The following is a 14753-nucleotide window of genomic DNA, read 5'->3' on the forward strand; positions in this document are numbered from 1 at the left end:
CAGCATTTGCCGCCACTGCTGGCAAACAAGACCGGGAACGCTCATGCGATCAGGACCAGAGCAAAGATCACCCTATGACCACCGGGCAAACGCCTTTTCTCACGCATAGCTGGCCGGTTTACGAGGCAAGCTGGCGCCTGCCGATCATGCCCATGGTGAATCGGGAGGAGAGCGCGCTGGACAATCAGGGCATTGGCCTGTGGAGCTGCCGGCTGACCGACGAAAGCCTGACATGGTCCAGAGCCGTCTACGATCTGTTCGGCATCCCCGTGGAAGAGAAGCTGACACGGTCGCTGGCGACATCGATCTATCTGGCGGACTCGCGGGCGGCGATGGAGTCGCTGCGGGCCTATGCGATTCGCCATCGTCGCGGTTTCACCATGGATGCGCGGCTGCGCCGGCCGGATGGCGCCCTGCGCTGGATGCGGTTGACGGCCGTGCCGGTGCTGTGCGAACGGCGTGTCGTGCGGCTCACCGGCACCAAGCAGGATGTCACGGCGGAGTATGAGACGCAGATGTGACGGCGGCGCGCCGCTCGTCTCGACAGGCTTGACATTGCCATAGCCGACGGGGCTGCTCGACGCGGTCCGACAGGGGCGTTAGGGGAGGGTGATGTTTGAGTGGCTCTCCGCGATCATCGATGCCAACCGGGCGCTTGTCGGCCTCGTTATCCTTGTGGGACTTTTCGTGGCGTTCGTGCGGGAGCGCTATCCGGCGACGGTGATTGCCGTGCTGGGCGTCTGCGCCTTCCTCGTCACGGGCTTGCTGGACAGCGCATCACTGCTGCGCGCCTTTGCCAATCCCGCGCCGATCACCATTGCCTCCATGTTCGTGCTCTCGGCCGCGTTGACCCGCACCGGCATTCTGGATGTGATCGGCAACTGGATCGTGGCCCGCGCCAAGGCGCATCCGATCCGCGCGATGATCGAACTGGTCGTTGGCTTGCTCGCGGCGGCTGCATTCATGAACAACACGCCGGTCGTGGTCATCATGATCCCCATCGTGTTGCGGCTGGCCTCGGCGATCAACGTTTCCGCCAAGAAGCTGCTCATTCCTTTGTCCTACATCTCCATGCTGGCCGGAACCCTGACGCTGGTGGGCACGTCGACCAATCTTCTGGTCGATGGCGTGGCACGTGATCTGGGCGTCGCGCCATTCAGCGTCTTCGAGATCACGCCGGTGGGCATCATCGTTGCCGCCGCCGGGACTGTCGCCCTTGCGGTGCTGGGGCGCTTCCTGCTCCCGGACGGTGACGGCGCGCCCTATCACAGCGACGCGGACCGGGTGTTCCTGAGCGAGATCCGGATCGTGCGGGATAGCGGCCTGATCGGCAAAAACCTTTCCGAAAGCGGTCTCCTCAAGCGGGTTCGACTGGTGAGCATCCAGCGGGGGAGCCAGCTGATCGAGGCTATGGACGAGCCGTTCATGGCGGGCGACCGCCTCGTGGTGCGCGCCAAGCTGGCTGATCTGATGACCCTGCGCACCAACAAGGACATCGAGCTTGGCATCGCGACGGTCGGCAATACCAAAGCCGACGCGCCGCTGGTGGTGGAGGCGATCATTTCACCCGGTCACCCGAGCATCGGTAACCGGATGGTCGAAATCCCGTTTCTCAACGTGCTGCCGGTGCGGCTGCTGGGGATTACCCGGCATCGCCATGACGCCGGGCCGACCCTGGCCGATAGCCGCGTGCGCGCTGCCGATACGGTGCTGGTCACCGGGTCAGAGGCGGCCATCAATGCGCTGCGCGAGAACCAGAACCTCATCGGGGTGGAAGAGACCGAAGGCGTGGCTTTCCGCCCGACCAAGGCGCCAATTGCGGTCGCCGCGCTGGCGGGCACCATCGTCTTTTCCGCCTTGGGTCTCGTCCCGATCATGGTCGCCGGGCTGATCGCCGTCGGCATCGTCCTCGCCGCGCGCTGCATCGATGGCGATGAAGCCTGGGGCTCGATCAATGGCGATGTGCTGGTGCTGATCTACGGCATGCTGTGCGTTGGCACGGCGCTCGATCAGGCGGGGAGCATTACCCTGCTGGTCAACGCGATGCGACCGCTGCTGGAGGGCGCCAGCCCCTTGGTGCTGCTCTTCATCGTCTATTTTGCGTCGAGCGCGCTGACCGAAGCCGTCAGCAACAATGCGGTGGCGGTGATCATGACGCCGATTGCCATCGGCCTGGCGACGACCCTCGGCACCGATCCGCGCCCCTTGCTGATCGCGGTGATGTTTGCGGCCTCGGCGAGTTTCGCGACGCCGATCAGCTATCAGACCAACACTATGGTCTATGCGGCCGGCAATTATCGCTTCGCCGATTTCCTGCGGATCGGCCTGCCGATGAACGTCGTGGTCGGGCTGACGACATGCCTCGCACTGGCGGCGCTCTATTGACGGCATTGAGCGCGGCGGTGCGAGCGCCTATCTGGCGGGGATGACCGATACGCTCCAGCCGCCCCGCGCGGCGCAACGCCCCCACCGCTCCGTCCACCACAACCGCACGCTGGACGACCCCTGGGCCTGGCTGCGCGATCCCGGTTATCCCGAGGTGACGGATCGCGACGTGCTCGACTATCTGACGGCCGAGAACGATTATTTCCAGGCGCATATGGCGGCGCGCAAGAGCCAGGTCGATGCGCTGTTCGCGGAGATGAAGGGCCGCATCAAGGAGGAGGACGGCTCCGTTCCGCAGAAGGACGGGGTTTATGTCTATTGGAGCACCTTCGAGGCGGGCGAGCAATATCGCCGCCACTGGCGCCGCAAGGTCGGCGCGGCGGAGGACGGATCCGCGGACGAACTGATCGTCGATGAGCCGGCGCTGGCGGAGGGGAAGGATTATTTCCGGCTCGGCAGCGTCGCGATTTCCAATGATGACCGGCTGCTCGCCTATGCGATCGATGACAACGGGTCGGAGCGCTACACGGTGCGCATCCGCAATCTGGAAACCGGCGAGATGCTGCCCGACGTCATTCCGGACGTGCTCTCGGCGCTGGTCTGGACCCGCGACGATCGCGCGCTGGTCTATGCCCCCGCCAACGCCCAGTGGCGCACGGATCGCGTGATGCTGCACCGGCTGGGCAGCGATGTGGCGCAGGATGTCATGCTGTACCATGAGGCGGACGAAGGGTTCCGCGTCTCGGTTGGCCTCACCTGCGCGGAAAACTGGATCGTCATCGCGACCGGCGATCATGTGACGAGCGAGGTGCGGCTGGTGCCGGCCCGCGACCCGACCGCCGCGCCGATCCTGGTCTCCGCCCGCGTGGCCGAGCGCGAATATGACGTGGATGAGCATGAGGGCTGGCTCTACATCCGCGCCAACGACACCCACCCCAATTTCCGCTTGGCCCGCGCGCGCATCGAGACGCCGGACCAGTGGGAAGAGGTGCTGCCGGCCTCCGACGCGTTTTACCTGACCGATTTCAGCCTGTTCAAGCGCTTCTACGTGACCGAAGGACGCGAGAATGGCCTCGATCAGGTCGAGATCCGCGATTACGCCACCAACACGCCCAAGCGCCTCGATTTCCCCGAGGCGAGCTATGTCGCCGGGCTGGATGACAATCCCGAATATGATGTCGATACGTTGCGGCTGAGCTATGAGTCGATGGTCACGCCAGAGACGATCTTCGACTATCGGCTGGCCGACGGACATCGCGAAACCCTCAAGGTGCGGGAGATTCCGTCCGGCTTCGATCCGGCGCTGTATGCCACGCAGCGCCTCACGATCACCGCACGGGACGGCACGCCGATCCCCGTCTCCGTGCTGCACCGGCGCGACCATCCGCTCGATGGCTCGCGGCCGCTCTACCTCTATGGCTATGGCGCCTATGGCATCGCCATCGAGCCGGGCTTCGGCACCACGCGGCTCAGCCTCGTCGACCGCGGTTTCGCCTTCGCCATCGCGCATATCCGGGGTGGCGATGACCTTGGCCAGCAATGGTACAAGGACGGCAAGCTGGAGAAGCGCACCAACACGTTCAACGATTTCGTCGATGTGGCGAAGGGGCTGATCGCCCTTGGCTACACCTCGGCCGGCAAGATCGCGACGTCGGGCGGCTCGGCTGGCGGCGAACTCATGGGCGCCATCGTCAATTCCGATCCCGATGTGTGGGGCGCCGTGGTCGCGCATGTGCCGTTCGTCGATGTGCTCAACACAATGCTCGATGAGACGCTGCCCCTGACGCCGGGCGAGTGGCCGGAATGGGGCAACCCCATCGAGGATGCCGCCGCCTACGACATGATCGCCAGCTATTCGCCCTACGACAATGTGAAGGCGCAGGCCTATCCGCCGATGCTGGTGACGGCCGGCCTCAATGATCCGCGCGTGACCTATTGGGAGCCGGCGAAATGGGTCGCAAAGCTGCGCGAGCTCAAGACCGACGACAATGTGCTGCTGCTCAAGACCAATATGGAAGCCGGCCATGGCGGCAAGTCCGGTCGCTGGGAATCGCTCCGGGAAACGGCGGAGGAATTCGCCTTCATCCTGTGGCAGCTTGGCATGGAAGAAGCCGGGCAGGGCGCCGGCGATCATGGGGGCGGCCATGGGTAAGGCATTCGAGCAGCACTTCACGGCCGGCCCCGATGACATCGACATCATGGGCCATGTGAACAACGCGGTCTGGGTGCGGTGGATGGAACAGCTTGCCACTGCCCATTGGGAATCGCTGGCCCCGCCCGAGGCGCAGGCGCGCTATGTGTGGGTCGTGACGCGGCACGAGATCGATTATCGCGGCAATGTGACGCAAGGCGAGACGGTGCTCGCGCGGACCTGGATCGAGGAGCCGCCGCGCGGCGCCCGGTTCGATCGGCTGATCGCCTTCACCGGTGTCGATCGCGCGCCCAAGGTGAATGCACGGACGACCTGGGCGATGATCGACAAGGAGACGGGCCGGCTCGCGCGGGTGCCCGCCGATCTCGCGAAGATCTTTCTGGCTTAACGAACCACGGTGCGGTCAGGGCTGCGGGCTGGCCCCGGTCTCGGTCTCGGTCTCGGTGGGCAGGGGGGCGGGCGCCACGATGGGTGCGGCGCGCGGCTCCAGAATGGCGGCGGCTTCGATGACATCGAGCGCGCGCCGGGCTTCCTTGTAGCGGCGGGCTTGCTCCAGCCACAGCTCGGCCTCCGGTTGGGCCGGAAGCGCTGCGATTTCATCGATGGCGGCTTCCATCTGCCCGGATTCGGTGAACATGCGCGCACGCGTGATGCGCTCGTCCAGCTCGGGGGAGGGATCGCCGACGTGGCGGATCACGGCCAGACCCCGCAACTCCCGCATCGCTGCCGACCACCAGCCCTGATTCGGGTCACCGCGCTGCGCGGTGCTGCGGACCTGCTCCAGCCCCTGGCGCAGCGTGGTGAGCGTCACCGGCTGCGCTGCGGCGTTGACGATGGTGGCGACGGCCTTGGGCTGCGCATCGCCGAACAGTAGCCGGAGCTGGCCCTCGATATAGCCGAGCGGCTGGCCCGCATCGAGCGCGCGCCGGGCGGCAAAGGCGATCATCATCGCCTCGGCCCGGTTGGCATGGCCAGAGGCCGCAATGGCGGCAAGCGAGATGCGGTTGAGGCGCTGCTCCAGCGTCAGCACGCGATCTTCGGGGCGTTCGGTGACGTCGGAGAGACCGCGCGACCGCGCAGCGTCCGGCGCCTGCCCGTTCGCCCCGCTTTCGGCGCCGTTCTGGGCGGCGTTCATATCGTCTGTGAGTGCCGCCGGATCGCTGCCGGGGCCGAAGGACAGCCGATCCCAGTTGGTCATGATCCAGGCCATCGCACCGAGGCCGAGCAGGAAGGCGATCAGCGAGCTGGCGACGATCAGCCGCAATCGGCTCCGGCGCGGCGGTTGCGCTCGGTCCGTCATCTCACCGACACCGTTTTCCGGTGCGTTGCCGTCCATCTGTTCTGCCCGATCCCTCAAGAGGCGCCTATACATAGCGAGGTTGCGAGGCGCAGCAAGGCGCTATCGTTCGGCTCCTGCGCGACGCTCACCCGGCGCCAGCCCGATCCGGTGGCGTCTGCCGCGGCCTGGCTGATCGCGAGGAGGAAATGGTTGCGGCAGGCAGGCGGCATCAGCGCGTTGAGGCGGCGCCCGGCAGCGGGCGAATGCACGGCGATGACGGAGGGCGGCATGGTCACCAGCATCTTGGTGTAGCGCCGCATGTCCCGCGCTTCGGTGCGGTAGCAGAGATGGCGCGTGATGCGCAGATCGAACGGATCGAAGGGGCGCGTCTCTTCCCCGCAGATGTGCAGGATGCGCTTGTGACCGCCCGCGACAATCATGGGGACAGTGGAGGCCGCATTGCCGCCGCCGATGATGACATCGGTGTGACCGGCCTCGCGCACGGCGTCCGCGCTGGCATCGCCCACCACATACACCGGCAGGTCCGGGAATCGGGCCAGAGCTTCACTGCCAAAGCGCGCGCCATTGGCGCTGGTGACAAGCAGGGCATCGAATGGGCCTTGCGGCATCGGTTCCTCGTGAACCGGCACCACCTCGAACAGCGGCAACTGCACTACTTCAAGACCGAGCGCGGCGGCTTTGGCAGCGGACGCGTCATTGCCCGGTTGTGGGCGCAGGATGAGATAGGGGCGGTTCACGGCGTGAACAGGCTCCGCAGGGCAGGGGAGGCGCCCTCGAGCAATTGCGCAGCCAGCGCGGCGGCGCCGGCGGTATCGCCTGTGGGCAGCACGATCTCACCGGAGACTTGCTCGCTGCCATCCTCCAGCAGAATCTGCCCGCGCAGATGCACGCCGGCGCCGGCCAGCCGGGCGAGAGCGCCGATGGGCGAGTGGCAACTGCCGCCCAGCGCGAGCAGCAGCGCGCGTTCGGCCAGCACGCAGGTTTGCGTCGGCGCATCGCTGATCGCGGCGAGCAGGCGGCGCATCCGCTCATCATCGGCGCGGCACTCGATGCCGACCGCGCCCTGCGCGACGGCGGGCAGCATCACCTCGGCGGGGACGGTGGCACCGACATCTTCCATGCCGAGCCGGTTGAGACCGGCCGCCGCGAGCAGCGTCGCATCGATCTCGCCGGCCTCCACGCTGGCGAGGCGCCGCGCGACATTGCCGCGCAGCAGCGTCGTGCGCAGGTCTGGCCGGAGCGCGCGCAACTGGGCGGCGCGGCGGGGCGAGGCGGTGCCGATGAGGGCGCCCTGCGGCAAGGCATCGATGCTCGGCGCGCCGATCAGCCGGTCCTCCACTGCCGCGCGGGGCAGCATGGCGGCGATGTGGATGCTCTCCGGGCGGATCGTTTCCACATCCTTCATCGAATGCACGGCGCAGTCGATCTCGCCCGCCAGCAGCGCGCGGTCGAGTTCCTTGGTCCACAGTGCCTTGCCCCCCAGTTCGGCCAGCGCGCGGTCCTGAATGCGGTCGCCACTGGTGGTGACGACAACGATCTCCAGCGCCTCACGGGGCAAGCCGTGGGCGAGCGCAAGCGCGGCCAGCGTCATGTCGGCCTGGGCCAAGGCAAGGGGGGAGCCGCGTGTGCCGAGGCGCAACGGGGCAGCGGGCGAAGGAAACTGCTCGGGCATGATGGCGAATGCCGATAGACCCTGCGCGCGCACGTCTCTAGAGGAAAGTGCCATGCCCATCATCCTTGGCCTTGAATCAAGCTGCGATGAAACCGCGGCAGCGCTGGTCGCCAGCGATCGCACAATCCTTGCCCACCGTCTCGCGGGGCAGGAAGCCGCGCACGGTCCCTATGGCGGTGTGGTGCCGGAAATCGCGGCGCGCGCGCATGTCGAGGCCCTGATTCCGCTGGTGGAAGCGGCGTTGGCCGATGCCAAGCTCAGCCTCGCCGATGTCGATGCCATTGCCGCAACGGCAGGGCCGGGGCTGATCGGCGGGGTGATGGTCGGCCTTGTCACCGGCAAGGCGCTGGCCCATGCGGCCGGCAAGCCGCTGATCGCCGTCAATCATCTGGAGGGCCACGCGCTCTCGCCGCGTCTGGCCGATCCATCGCTGGAATTCCCCTATCTGCTGCTGCTGGTCTCGGGCGGGCATTGCCAGTTGCTCGAAGTGCGCGGCGTTGGCGATTATCGCCGGCTTGCCACGACCATCGACGATGCCGCGGGCGAGGCCTTCGACAAGACGGCCAAGCTGCTTGGCCTCGGCATTCCCGGCGGTCCGAAGGTGGAGGCGCTGGCGGCGCAGGGCGATCCGCGCGCCGTGCCGCTGCCGCGCCCGCTGGTGGGCAGCGGCGAGCCGCATTTCTCCTTCGCCGGCCTCAAGAGCGCGGTGATGCGCGCAGTCGAGAGCGGGCAGTGGGCGGATGCCGACATCGCGGCGAGCTTCCAGCAGGCGGTCATCGATTGTCTGGTCGACCGCACTAAGCGCGCTCTGAATGCCATGACGGGCCGGCCGTCGGCGCTGGTCGTCGCTGGCGGTGTGGCCGCCAATGCGGGCGTGCGCGGCGCGCTGGAGGGGCTAGCCGCTCAGCACGAATTGCGATTCGTCGCCCCGCCGCTCTGGCTGTGCACGGACAATGCCGCGATGATCGGCTGGGCGGGGGCGGAGCGGTTCGCGCTCGGCCTTGTGGACGATCTCGCCGTGGCGGCGCGCCCGCGCTGGCCGCTGGACCCGAGCGCCGAGACGGTGCGCGGCGCGGGGGTGAAGGCATGAACGCGGCAGGGCCAATCGGCGTGCTTGGTGGTGGCGCCTGGGGCACGGCGCTGGCGCAGGTGCTGGCGGAAGGGGGCAGCGACGTGCTGCTCTGGGCGCGCAATGGCGCGGTGGTGGAGGCGATCAACACGCGCCGCCAGAATGAGACCTATCTGCCCGGCCAGCCTCTCTCGTCCCGCATTCGGGCGACGCAGGCGCCGGGCGATCTCGCCAGCGCCGGGGCGCTGCTGGTGGTGACGCCCTCCCAGTCGATGCGCGCCGTCCTCTCCCAGTTCGCGCCGCAGGGCCAGTCGCTGATCCTCTGCTCGAAAGGCATCGAGGCAGGTTCGCACCTGCTGATGCACGAAGTGGCGCGGGAGGCGATGCCCGGCTCACCGGTGGCGGTGCTCTCCGGCCCAACCTTCGCGCATGAAGTGGCCGCCGGCCTGCCGACGGCTGTCACGCTCGCTGCTGAGGAAGAAGCGCTGGCGCGGCTGCTGGCCGATGTGATCGCGCGACCGACCTTCCGGCCCTATGTCTCCGACGATGTGGTGGGCGCCGAGATCGGCGGCGCGGTCAAGAATGTCCTCGCCATTGCCTGCGGCGTGGTCGAGGGTGCGGGACTGGGGCAGAATGCCCGTGCGGCCCTGATTGCGCGCGGTTTTGCCGAAATGACCCGCTTCGGCCTCGCGCGGGGCGGGCGGCCGGAGACGATGGCCGGCCTGTCGGGCTTGGGCGATCTGGTGCTGACCTGTTCCTCGACCCGGTCCCGCAATTATGCGCTGGGCTATGGGCTGGGGCAGGGGCAATCCCCCGATGCACTGCTGGCCCATCGCCATACGGTGGCCGAAGGCGCCTCGACGGCACCGGTGCTGCACGAAGCGGCGCGCGCACAGGGCATCGACATGCCCGTGACCGAAGCCGTCTGTGCGCTTCTTTCCGGCGCGTCGCGCGTTGACGATGTGATCGCCGCGCTGCTGGCCCGGCCGTTACGCGCCGAATGAGGGACCAAGAGACTTTGCGCACATCGATCGCAACGCCTATGGCTGGCTGGCGCGGCGCAACGGCCCGCGCCGGGGAGCGCCTTGCATGACCATAGCGCGTGGGGAGGCCGAGCAGGCCGAACGCGATGACATCTCGGCGCTGGCGCGGGGCGGCAGGGCCAATGTGCTGGGCTTCGTGCTGCGGCTGGCGGCGCGCATTCCCTTCCTGTTCATTGCCGGGCGGCTCTATGGCGCGGCGACGCTCGGGCGCTTCGCTTATGCCGTGCTGGTCATCGAATTTGCGGCCCAACTCGCCACCATGGGGCTCAAGCGCGGTCTGGCCGAGCAATTGGCGAAGGACAGCCGCCCGCAGGCCCATGTCGTTGCCGATGCCATGTGGCTCTGCATCCTCGTCAGCGCTGTGGCGGCGGGCCTGCTCATCGTCTTTCCTGAGGCGATGTTCCCCAATAGCGGGCTCAACGGGCTGGACCGGCTGCTGCCCTTGATCGTCATCGCCATTGCGACGACCGAGGTGGCGCTGGCAGCCTGCGCCTATCAATACAACATCGCCGCGACGGTGCGCGCGCGCGCGATTGTCGAGCCGTGGACGATCAGCATCGCGGCGCTGGCGCTCTATTTCTACTCGCCGCGCGACGGGCTGATCCTGGCCTATGTCGCCTCAATGGCGGCCGCGATGCTGGCGGCGTTCTGGCCGCTGATGCGCCATTATGGCCTGCCGCGCGGCTGGCGACCGCATCCGGGGCGGATCTGGCATCTGGCCATGCGCAATCTGCCGCTGGCCGGTGCAGACGCCATCGAATGGGGCACGCGGCGCCTCGACCTTGCCATTCTGGGCCTGTTCGCGTCTCCCGCGATTGTCGGCATCTATTATGTCGCGCAGCAGGTCGCCTCCCTGCCGCAGAAGCTCAAGACCAGCTTCGAGCCCATTCTCGGCCCGGTCATCACCCGCAACATCGCGCTCGGCAATCATGAGGCGATTGGGCGCCAGGTGAGCCAGGTCGGCTTCTGGATCGTCGCGGCGCAGCTTGGGGTCGCCGTGGCGCTGGCGATGCCGGGCGAGGCGGTGATGGGGCTGGTCGGGCCGACCTTCGTCATCGGTGCCGCTGCGCTTGGCGGTCTGCTGGCGGCGGAAGTGCTGGCGAGCCCGGCGGTGGTGAGCGAGGCGGCGCTGGTGTACCTCGCCCGCCTGCGCAACCTCTACCTCTCGCTGGCCACCGTGGGCCTGCAGGCGATGCTGACGGTGGGCCTGCTCATCGTGGCGCGCCGTTATGAGTTGGCGGACGGCTATGTCGCCGCGATGCCGGCGGTGGCGCTGGCGATTGCCCTTGGCTGCGGCGCCATCGCTAAATCCCGGTTGCTCAGCGGTCTGCTGGGGATGCGCCTGCCGATCTGGCGGTCGAGCCTTGTGCTCTGCGGTGTCGTAGCCGGGCTTGTCGGCTTTGGCTTCACGCTGCTCCCGCGCCGGCTCGAATGGATCGAGCTGGTGGTTGGCCTGCCGCTCACGCTGGCTGTCTATTGCGTGCTGATGTGGAAGGTCGCATTCGGCGAGGCCGACCGCACACTGTTCCGCAAGCAGAAGCTCGGTGCCAGCGGGGACGACACGCCCGCCTGACGAGCCCCAAGAAAAAGGCCGGCGCCCATTGGGAGGGCACCGGCCTGTTCGATAATCTGCCGAAAGCCTATTTCTTCGGTTCGGGCGCCACGGTCACGCGGACCTCTTCGCCATTCTGCCCCGGGAAGCCCGTGAACAGCGCGTCGATGAGGTTCGGCACCAGATAGGTCAGCTTGTTGCTGAGCGACTGGGCGCGGGCGGTGCCCTCGAACAGTGGCTCGCCGCCGACCCGGTTGATCCGCATGTGCAGATCGCTCTGGTAGACCATGTAGCTCTCGATATCCGTATAGCCCGGTCCCCACATGAAGGGATCGTTCCAGCCCATCACATAGCGGCCGCGCCAGCCACGATAGTAGCCGGGATAATAGAAGGGATCGTAGAAGGGCGAGCGGGCAAAGCCGGTCGAGCGCACGCGCTGCGTACCGCGATCCACCCCATAATCCAGCTCAACGACAAGCTGCGCGCTCGCCGGGTCCGCCGCGCGGGTATAGCCCTGATCGACCAGACGCTGCGCGACCAGATCCGCATAATGCTGGAATTCAAGGCTGCCGGCGAGATCCTGTTCGCCGGGCATGATCGTGAAGCTCTGGCCCTGCGCGGGCGGAAGCTGCTGGAAGCGGGCCACATCCGCCTTGAAGGGCGAGGCGCAGCCTGCGAGGCCAAGCGCAAGGAGCGAGGCCGCTGCAGTGACGAGGAGACGCTTGCTGTTCATAAGACGGTTCCGTTTCTCGGGCGAATACACCCTCTAGGACGTAGTGTACGCCTTGATACCTTAGGTCAAATGAACTGGCGTTGAATGCGGTTCCTGCAATCGGCGTGTCGTGTGTCGAAACGGCGCAGCGGCCTTCCGCTCAGCGCATCAGTCCCATCGCCTCATAGGCGCCGCGCAGGGTGGGCTCGGCTGCCTTTGCGGCCGCCGCCGCACCCTTTTCCAATATGGCATCGAGCGCGGCATGGTCTTCCTGCAACGCAATGAACCGCTCCCGGATCGGCGCGAGGTGCGCCACCAGAAGATCGGCCAGCGCCGGCTTGAAGGCGCCAAAGCCCTGCCCGGCGAACTGTGCGCACACCGCATCAGGCGTGGCGCCCGAAAGGGTGGCGTAGATGCCGACCAGATTGAGCGCCTCGGCCCGCCCGGCCAGACCAGCCGCCTCGGCGGGCAGCGGCTCGGCGTCCGTCTTGGCCTTGCGCACCTTCTGCACGATGGTGTCGCTGTCGTCCGTCAGGTTGATCCGGCTCATGTCGCTGGGGTCGGATTTGGACATCTTGGCCGCGCCATCGCGCAGGCTCATGATCCGCGCCGTCTCCTTGGGGATGATCGGATCGGGCAGGGTGAACAGCTCCACGCCGAAATCGGCGTTGAACTTGACCGCAATGTCGCGGGTCAGCTCCAGATGCTGCTTCTGGTCCTCGCCTACGGGCACGTGGGTGGCCTGATACAGCAGCACGTCGGCGGCCTGCAGAACCGGGTAGACGAACAGGCCGACGCTGGCGCCCTCGCGATTCTTGCCGGCCTTGTCCTTGAACTGGGTCATGCGGTTCAGCCAGCCAATCCGCGCCGTGCCGTTCAGCAACCAGCACAACTCGGCATGAGCCGGCACCCGCGCCTGATTGAACAGCACCGAGCGATCCGGGTCGATGCCGCACGCGACGAGCGCAGCCGCCATGTCCCGCACATTGGCCAGCCGCTGCTCGCGCGTCTCGTGGACGGTGATCGAGTGCATGTCGGCCAGAAAGAAGAAGCAGTGCGACTCCGCATCCATCTCATCCTGCATCCGCACCCAGTTGCGGATCGCGCCCAGATAATTGCCCAGATGGAGATTACCGGTCGGCTGGATGCCGGAGAGCACGCGCATGAGGAAAGTCCTGCTTTATAAGAAGAGCCCCGCTCTGTCGTCCGTGAGGCGTGGCGTCAAGCCGGGCGAACAATCGGGAGGGGGCGCCTCAGCGCGGTCTGCGCCGCAACTGCGCCTTCAGTTCGGCAATGCGATAGGCGCCAAAGCCGATGGCGGCGATGGCATAGACCAGCCCGCCGCCGCCGCAGAGCAGGCCGAGCGCGATGAGGCGGCGCCAGAAGCCGGCGGCCATATGCGCGTCGAGAAGCTGGTTGCCCGCCCAGAGTGCGGCGCCCATCAGCAAGCCGGCCGCGACGATGCGCAGCGCCTTGGCGCGGAAGCGCGCGTCGAGGGTGAGGTGCTCCTTGCGGCTGAGCGTCCAGTAGAGCAGCGCGACGTTCACCCAGGCCGAGAGGGCCGTGGAAGCGGCAATGCCGGCGGCACCGAACCGCCAGATCAGCGTGAGGTTGCCGACCAGATTGACCAGCATGGCAATGAACGCGATGCGCACGGGCGTTTTCGTGTCGGCACGGGCGTAGAAGCCGGGGGTCAACACCTTGATGAGCACATAGGCGGGGACGCCCGGTGCGAAGGCTGCAAGCACGGCAGCGGCGCCGATCGTATCGTCGGCCGTGAAAGCGCCATGCTGAAAGACGCCGCGGATGATCGGCACGGCCGAAACGAACAGGGCGATCGCGGCAGGCAAGGCGAGGAACAGCGCCAGTTCCAGCGCGCGGTTCTGCGTCTCATTGGCCGCGCGGGTGTCGCCGGCGCCGATCTGGCGCGAGATGAGCGGCAGCATCGCGGTGCCGACGCCGATGCCGATCAGGCCCAGCGGAAGCTGGTTCAGCCGGTCGGCATAATAGATCCAGCTCACCGAGCCTTGCGGCAGGAAGCGCGCTGCAAGCGAGGTGGAAATGAGCAGGTTGATCTGTATGGCGCCCTGGCCGATGGCGGCGGGCGCGATCAGCAGCAGCATCGCCTTCACCTGTGGCGAGAGGCGCGGGACCGACAGCTTCAGGGCCACGCCGATCCGGCGGCAGGACCAGATCAGCCAGAGCAATTGCATCGCGCCGGAAACCGTGACGGCAATCGCCTGGGTGACAGCCGTCTCGATCTCCGTGTCGCCGCGGAAGAACAGCAGCGCCCCGATCATACACAGGTTGAGCAGGGACGGCGCCGCGGCATTGACCCAGAAGCGATTGAAGCTGTTGAGGATGCCGCCGAGCAGCGAGGTGAGCGAGATCAGCCCGAGATAGGGGAAGGTGATGATGGTGAGGTGGCGCGCGAGCGCGAACTTCTCAGGACCACCATCCGGGAAGCCGCCGGTCATCGCCCACACCACCGGCCCGGCGGCGAGCATCATGACGATGGTGAGTGCGACGAGAATAGGAAAGAGGACCGAGAGCACCTGACCGGCAAAGCGAATCGCTGCCGCGCGTCCAACCTCCGGATCATCGGCGCCCTCCTTGCCCATGATGCGGTTGAACATCGGCACGAAGGCGGCGGAGAAGGCGCCCTCGGCGAACAGCGCGCGGAACAGGTTGGGCAGGCGCCAGGCGATCAGGAAGGCGTCCGACGCGAAGCCGGCGCCGACATAGCGCGCCATCAGCATGTCCCGCACCATGCCGAGGACGCGGCTGACGAGGGTGAGGGCGCCGATGGTGCCGGTGGAGCGCAGCAGGCTCATGGCTGTTCCGACAGTGGCGACGTCGACAATATTC

General features: G+C 67.0%; 13 protein-coding genes. 7 read left to right on the plus strand and 6 right to left on the minus strand.

Annotated elements, in window-relative coordinates:
• Nucleotides 1–74: 74 nt before the first annotated feature.
• The 4 genes from M2337_RS05355 (at nt 75) to M2337_RS05370 (ending at nt 4925) form a co-directional block, all read left to right on the plus strand.
• On the plus strand, nt 75–521 hold the full coding sequence (locus M2337_RS05355) for a PAS domain-containing protein (protein ID WP_181558649.1): 447 nt from the start codon (nt 75–77) through the stop codon (nt 519–521).
• Nucleotides 522–612: 91 nt separating this feature from the next.
• The gene (locus M2337_RS05360) at nt 613–2385 is read left to right on the plus strand and encodes an SLC13 family permease (protein WP_264571970.1); all 1773 of its coding nucleotides are present in this window, start codon (nt 613–615) and stop codon (nt 2383–2385) included.
• Between the two features lie 40 nt (nt 2386–2425).
• Nucleotides 2426–4537 carry a S9 family peptidase gene (locus M2337_RS05365; protein WP_264571971.1) on the plus strand — a complete coding sequence of 704 codons (2112 nt, stop codon included), beginning with the start codon at nt 2426–2428 and terminating at the stop codon, nt 4535–4537.
• Nucleotides 4530–4925 (plus strand): acyl-CoA thioesterase, encoded by a 396-nt coding sequence (locus M2337_RS05370; RefSeq protein WP_264571972.1) that lies wholly within the window; start codon nt 4530–4532, stop codon nt 4923–4925. Before M2337_RS05365 ends, M2337_RS05370 begins: the two co-directional genes overlap by 8 nt.
• A gap of 15 nt (nt 4926–4940) precedes the next feature.
• On the opposite strand, the gene M2337_RS05375 is transcribed toward M2337_RS05370, so the two are convergent.
• From M2337_RS05375 to hemC, 3 genes are read right to left on the minus strand one after another with little or no spacing between them, the layout of a single operon-like run.
• Entirely contained in the window at nt 4941–5873 is a 933-nt protein-coding gene (locus M2337_RS05375; protein ID WP_264571973.1) for a hypothetical protein, read from the minus strand.
• Nucleotides 5874–5890: 17 nt separating this feature from the next.
• Nucleotides 5891–6574: a uroporphyrinogen-III synthase gene (locus tag M2337_RS05380; protein WP_264571974.1), complete on the minus strand. Its 684-nt coding sequence runs from the start codon at nt 6572–6574 to the stop codon at nt 5891–5893.
• A complete protein-coding gene (hemC, locus tag M2337_RS05385; RefSeq protein WP_264572360.1) occupies nt 6571–7509 on the minus strand; it encodes a hydroxymethylbilane synthase in 939 nt (312 codons plus the stop codon). Before hemC ends, M2337_RS05380 begins: the two co-directional genes overlap by 4 nt.
• A gap of 52 nt (nt 7510–7561) precedes the next feature.
• Between hemC and tsaD the strand changes: the two genes are divergently transcribed.
• From tsaD to M2337_RS05400, 3 genes are all read left to right on the plus strand, one after another.
• Entirely contained in the window at nt 7562–8599 is a 1038-nt protein-coding gene (gene tsaD / locus M2337_RS05390) for a tRNA (adenosine(37)-N6)-threonylcarbamoyltransferase complex transferase subunit TsaD (protein WP_264571975.1), read from the plus strand.
• On the plus strand, nt 8596–9582 hold the full coding sequence (locus M2337_RS05395; RefSeq protein WP_264571976.1) for an NAD(P)H-dependent glycerol-3-phosphate dehydrogenase: 987 nt from the start codon (nt 8596–8598) through the stop codon (nt 9580–9582). Before tsaD ends, M2337_RS05395 begins: the two co-directional genes overlap by 4 nt.
• 85 nt (nt 9583–9667) lie before the next feature.
• The gene (locus tag M2337_RS05400) at nt 9668–11194 is read left to right on the plus strand and encodes a lipopolysaccharide biosynthesis protein (protein WP_264571977.1); all 1527 of its coding nucleotides are present in this window, start codon (nt 9668–9670) and stop codon (nt 11192–11194) included.
• A 67-nt stretch (nt 11195–11261) separates the two neighbouring features.
• Here the strand turns inward: M2337_RS05400 and M2337_RS05405 are convergent, their stop codons facing one another.
• From M2337_RS05405 to murJ, 3 genes are all read right to left on the minus strand, one after another.
• Nucleotides 11262–11906, minus strand: a complete 645-nt coding sequence (locus M2337_RS05405; protein ID WP_181558658.1) for a DUF4136 domain-containing protein — start codon at nt 11904–11906, stop codon at nt 11262–11264.
• A 139-nt stretch (nt 11907–12045) separates the two neighbouring features.
• Entirely contained in the window at nt 12046–13050 is a 1005-nt protein-coding gene (trpS, locus tag M2337_RS05410) for a tryptophan--tRNA ligase (protein ID WP_264571978.1), read from the minus strand.
• An 88-nt stretch (nt 13051–13138) separates the two neighbouring features.
• On the minus strand, nt 13139–14719 hold the full coding sequence (gene murJ / locus M2337_RS05415; protein WP_264571979.1) for a murein biosynthesis integral membrane protein MurJ: 1581 nt from the start codon (nt 14717–14719) through the stop codon (nt 13139–13141).
• Between the last annotated feature and the right edge of the window lie 34 nt (nt 14720–14753).

Source organism: Sphingobium sp. B2D3A, assembly GCF_025961795.1.
Classification (GTDB): Bacteria; Pseudomonadota; Alphaproteobacteria; order Sphingomonadales; family Sphingomonadaceae; genus Sphingobium.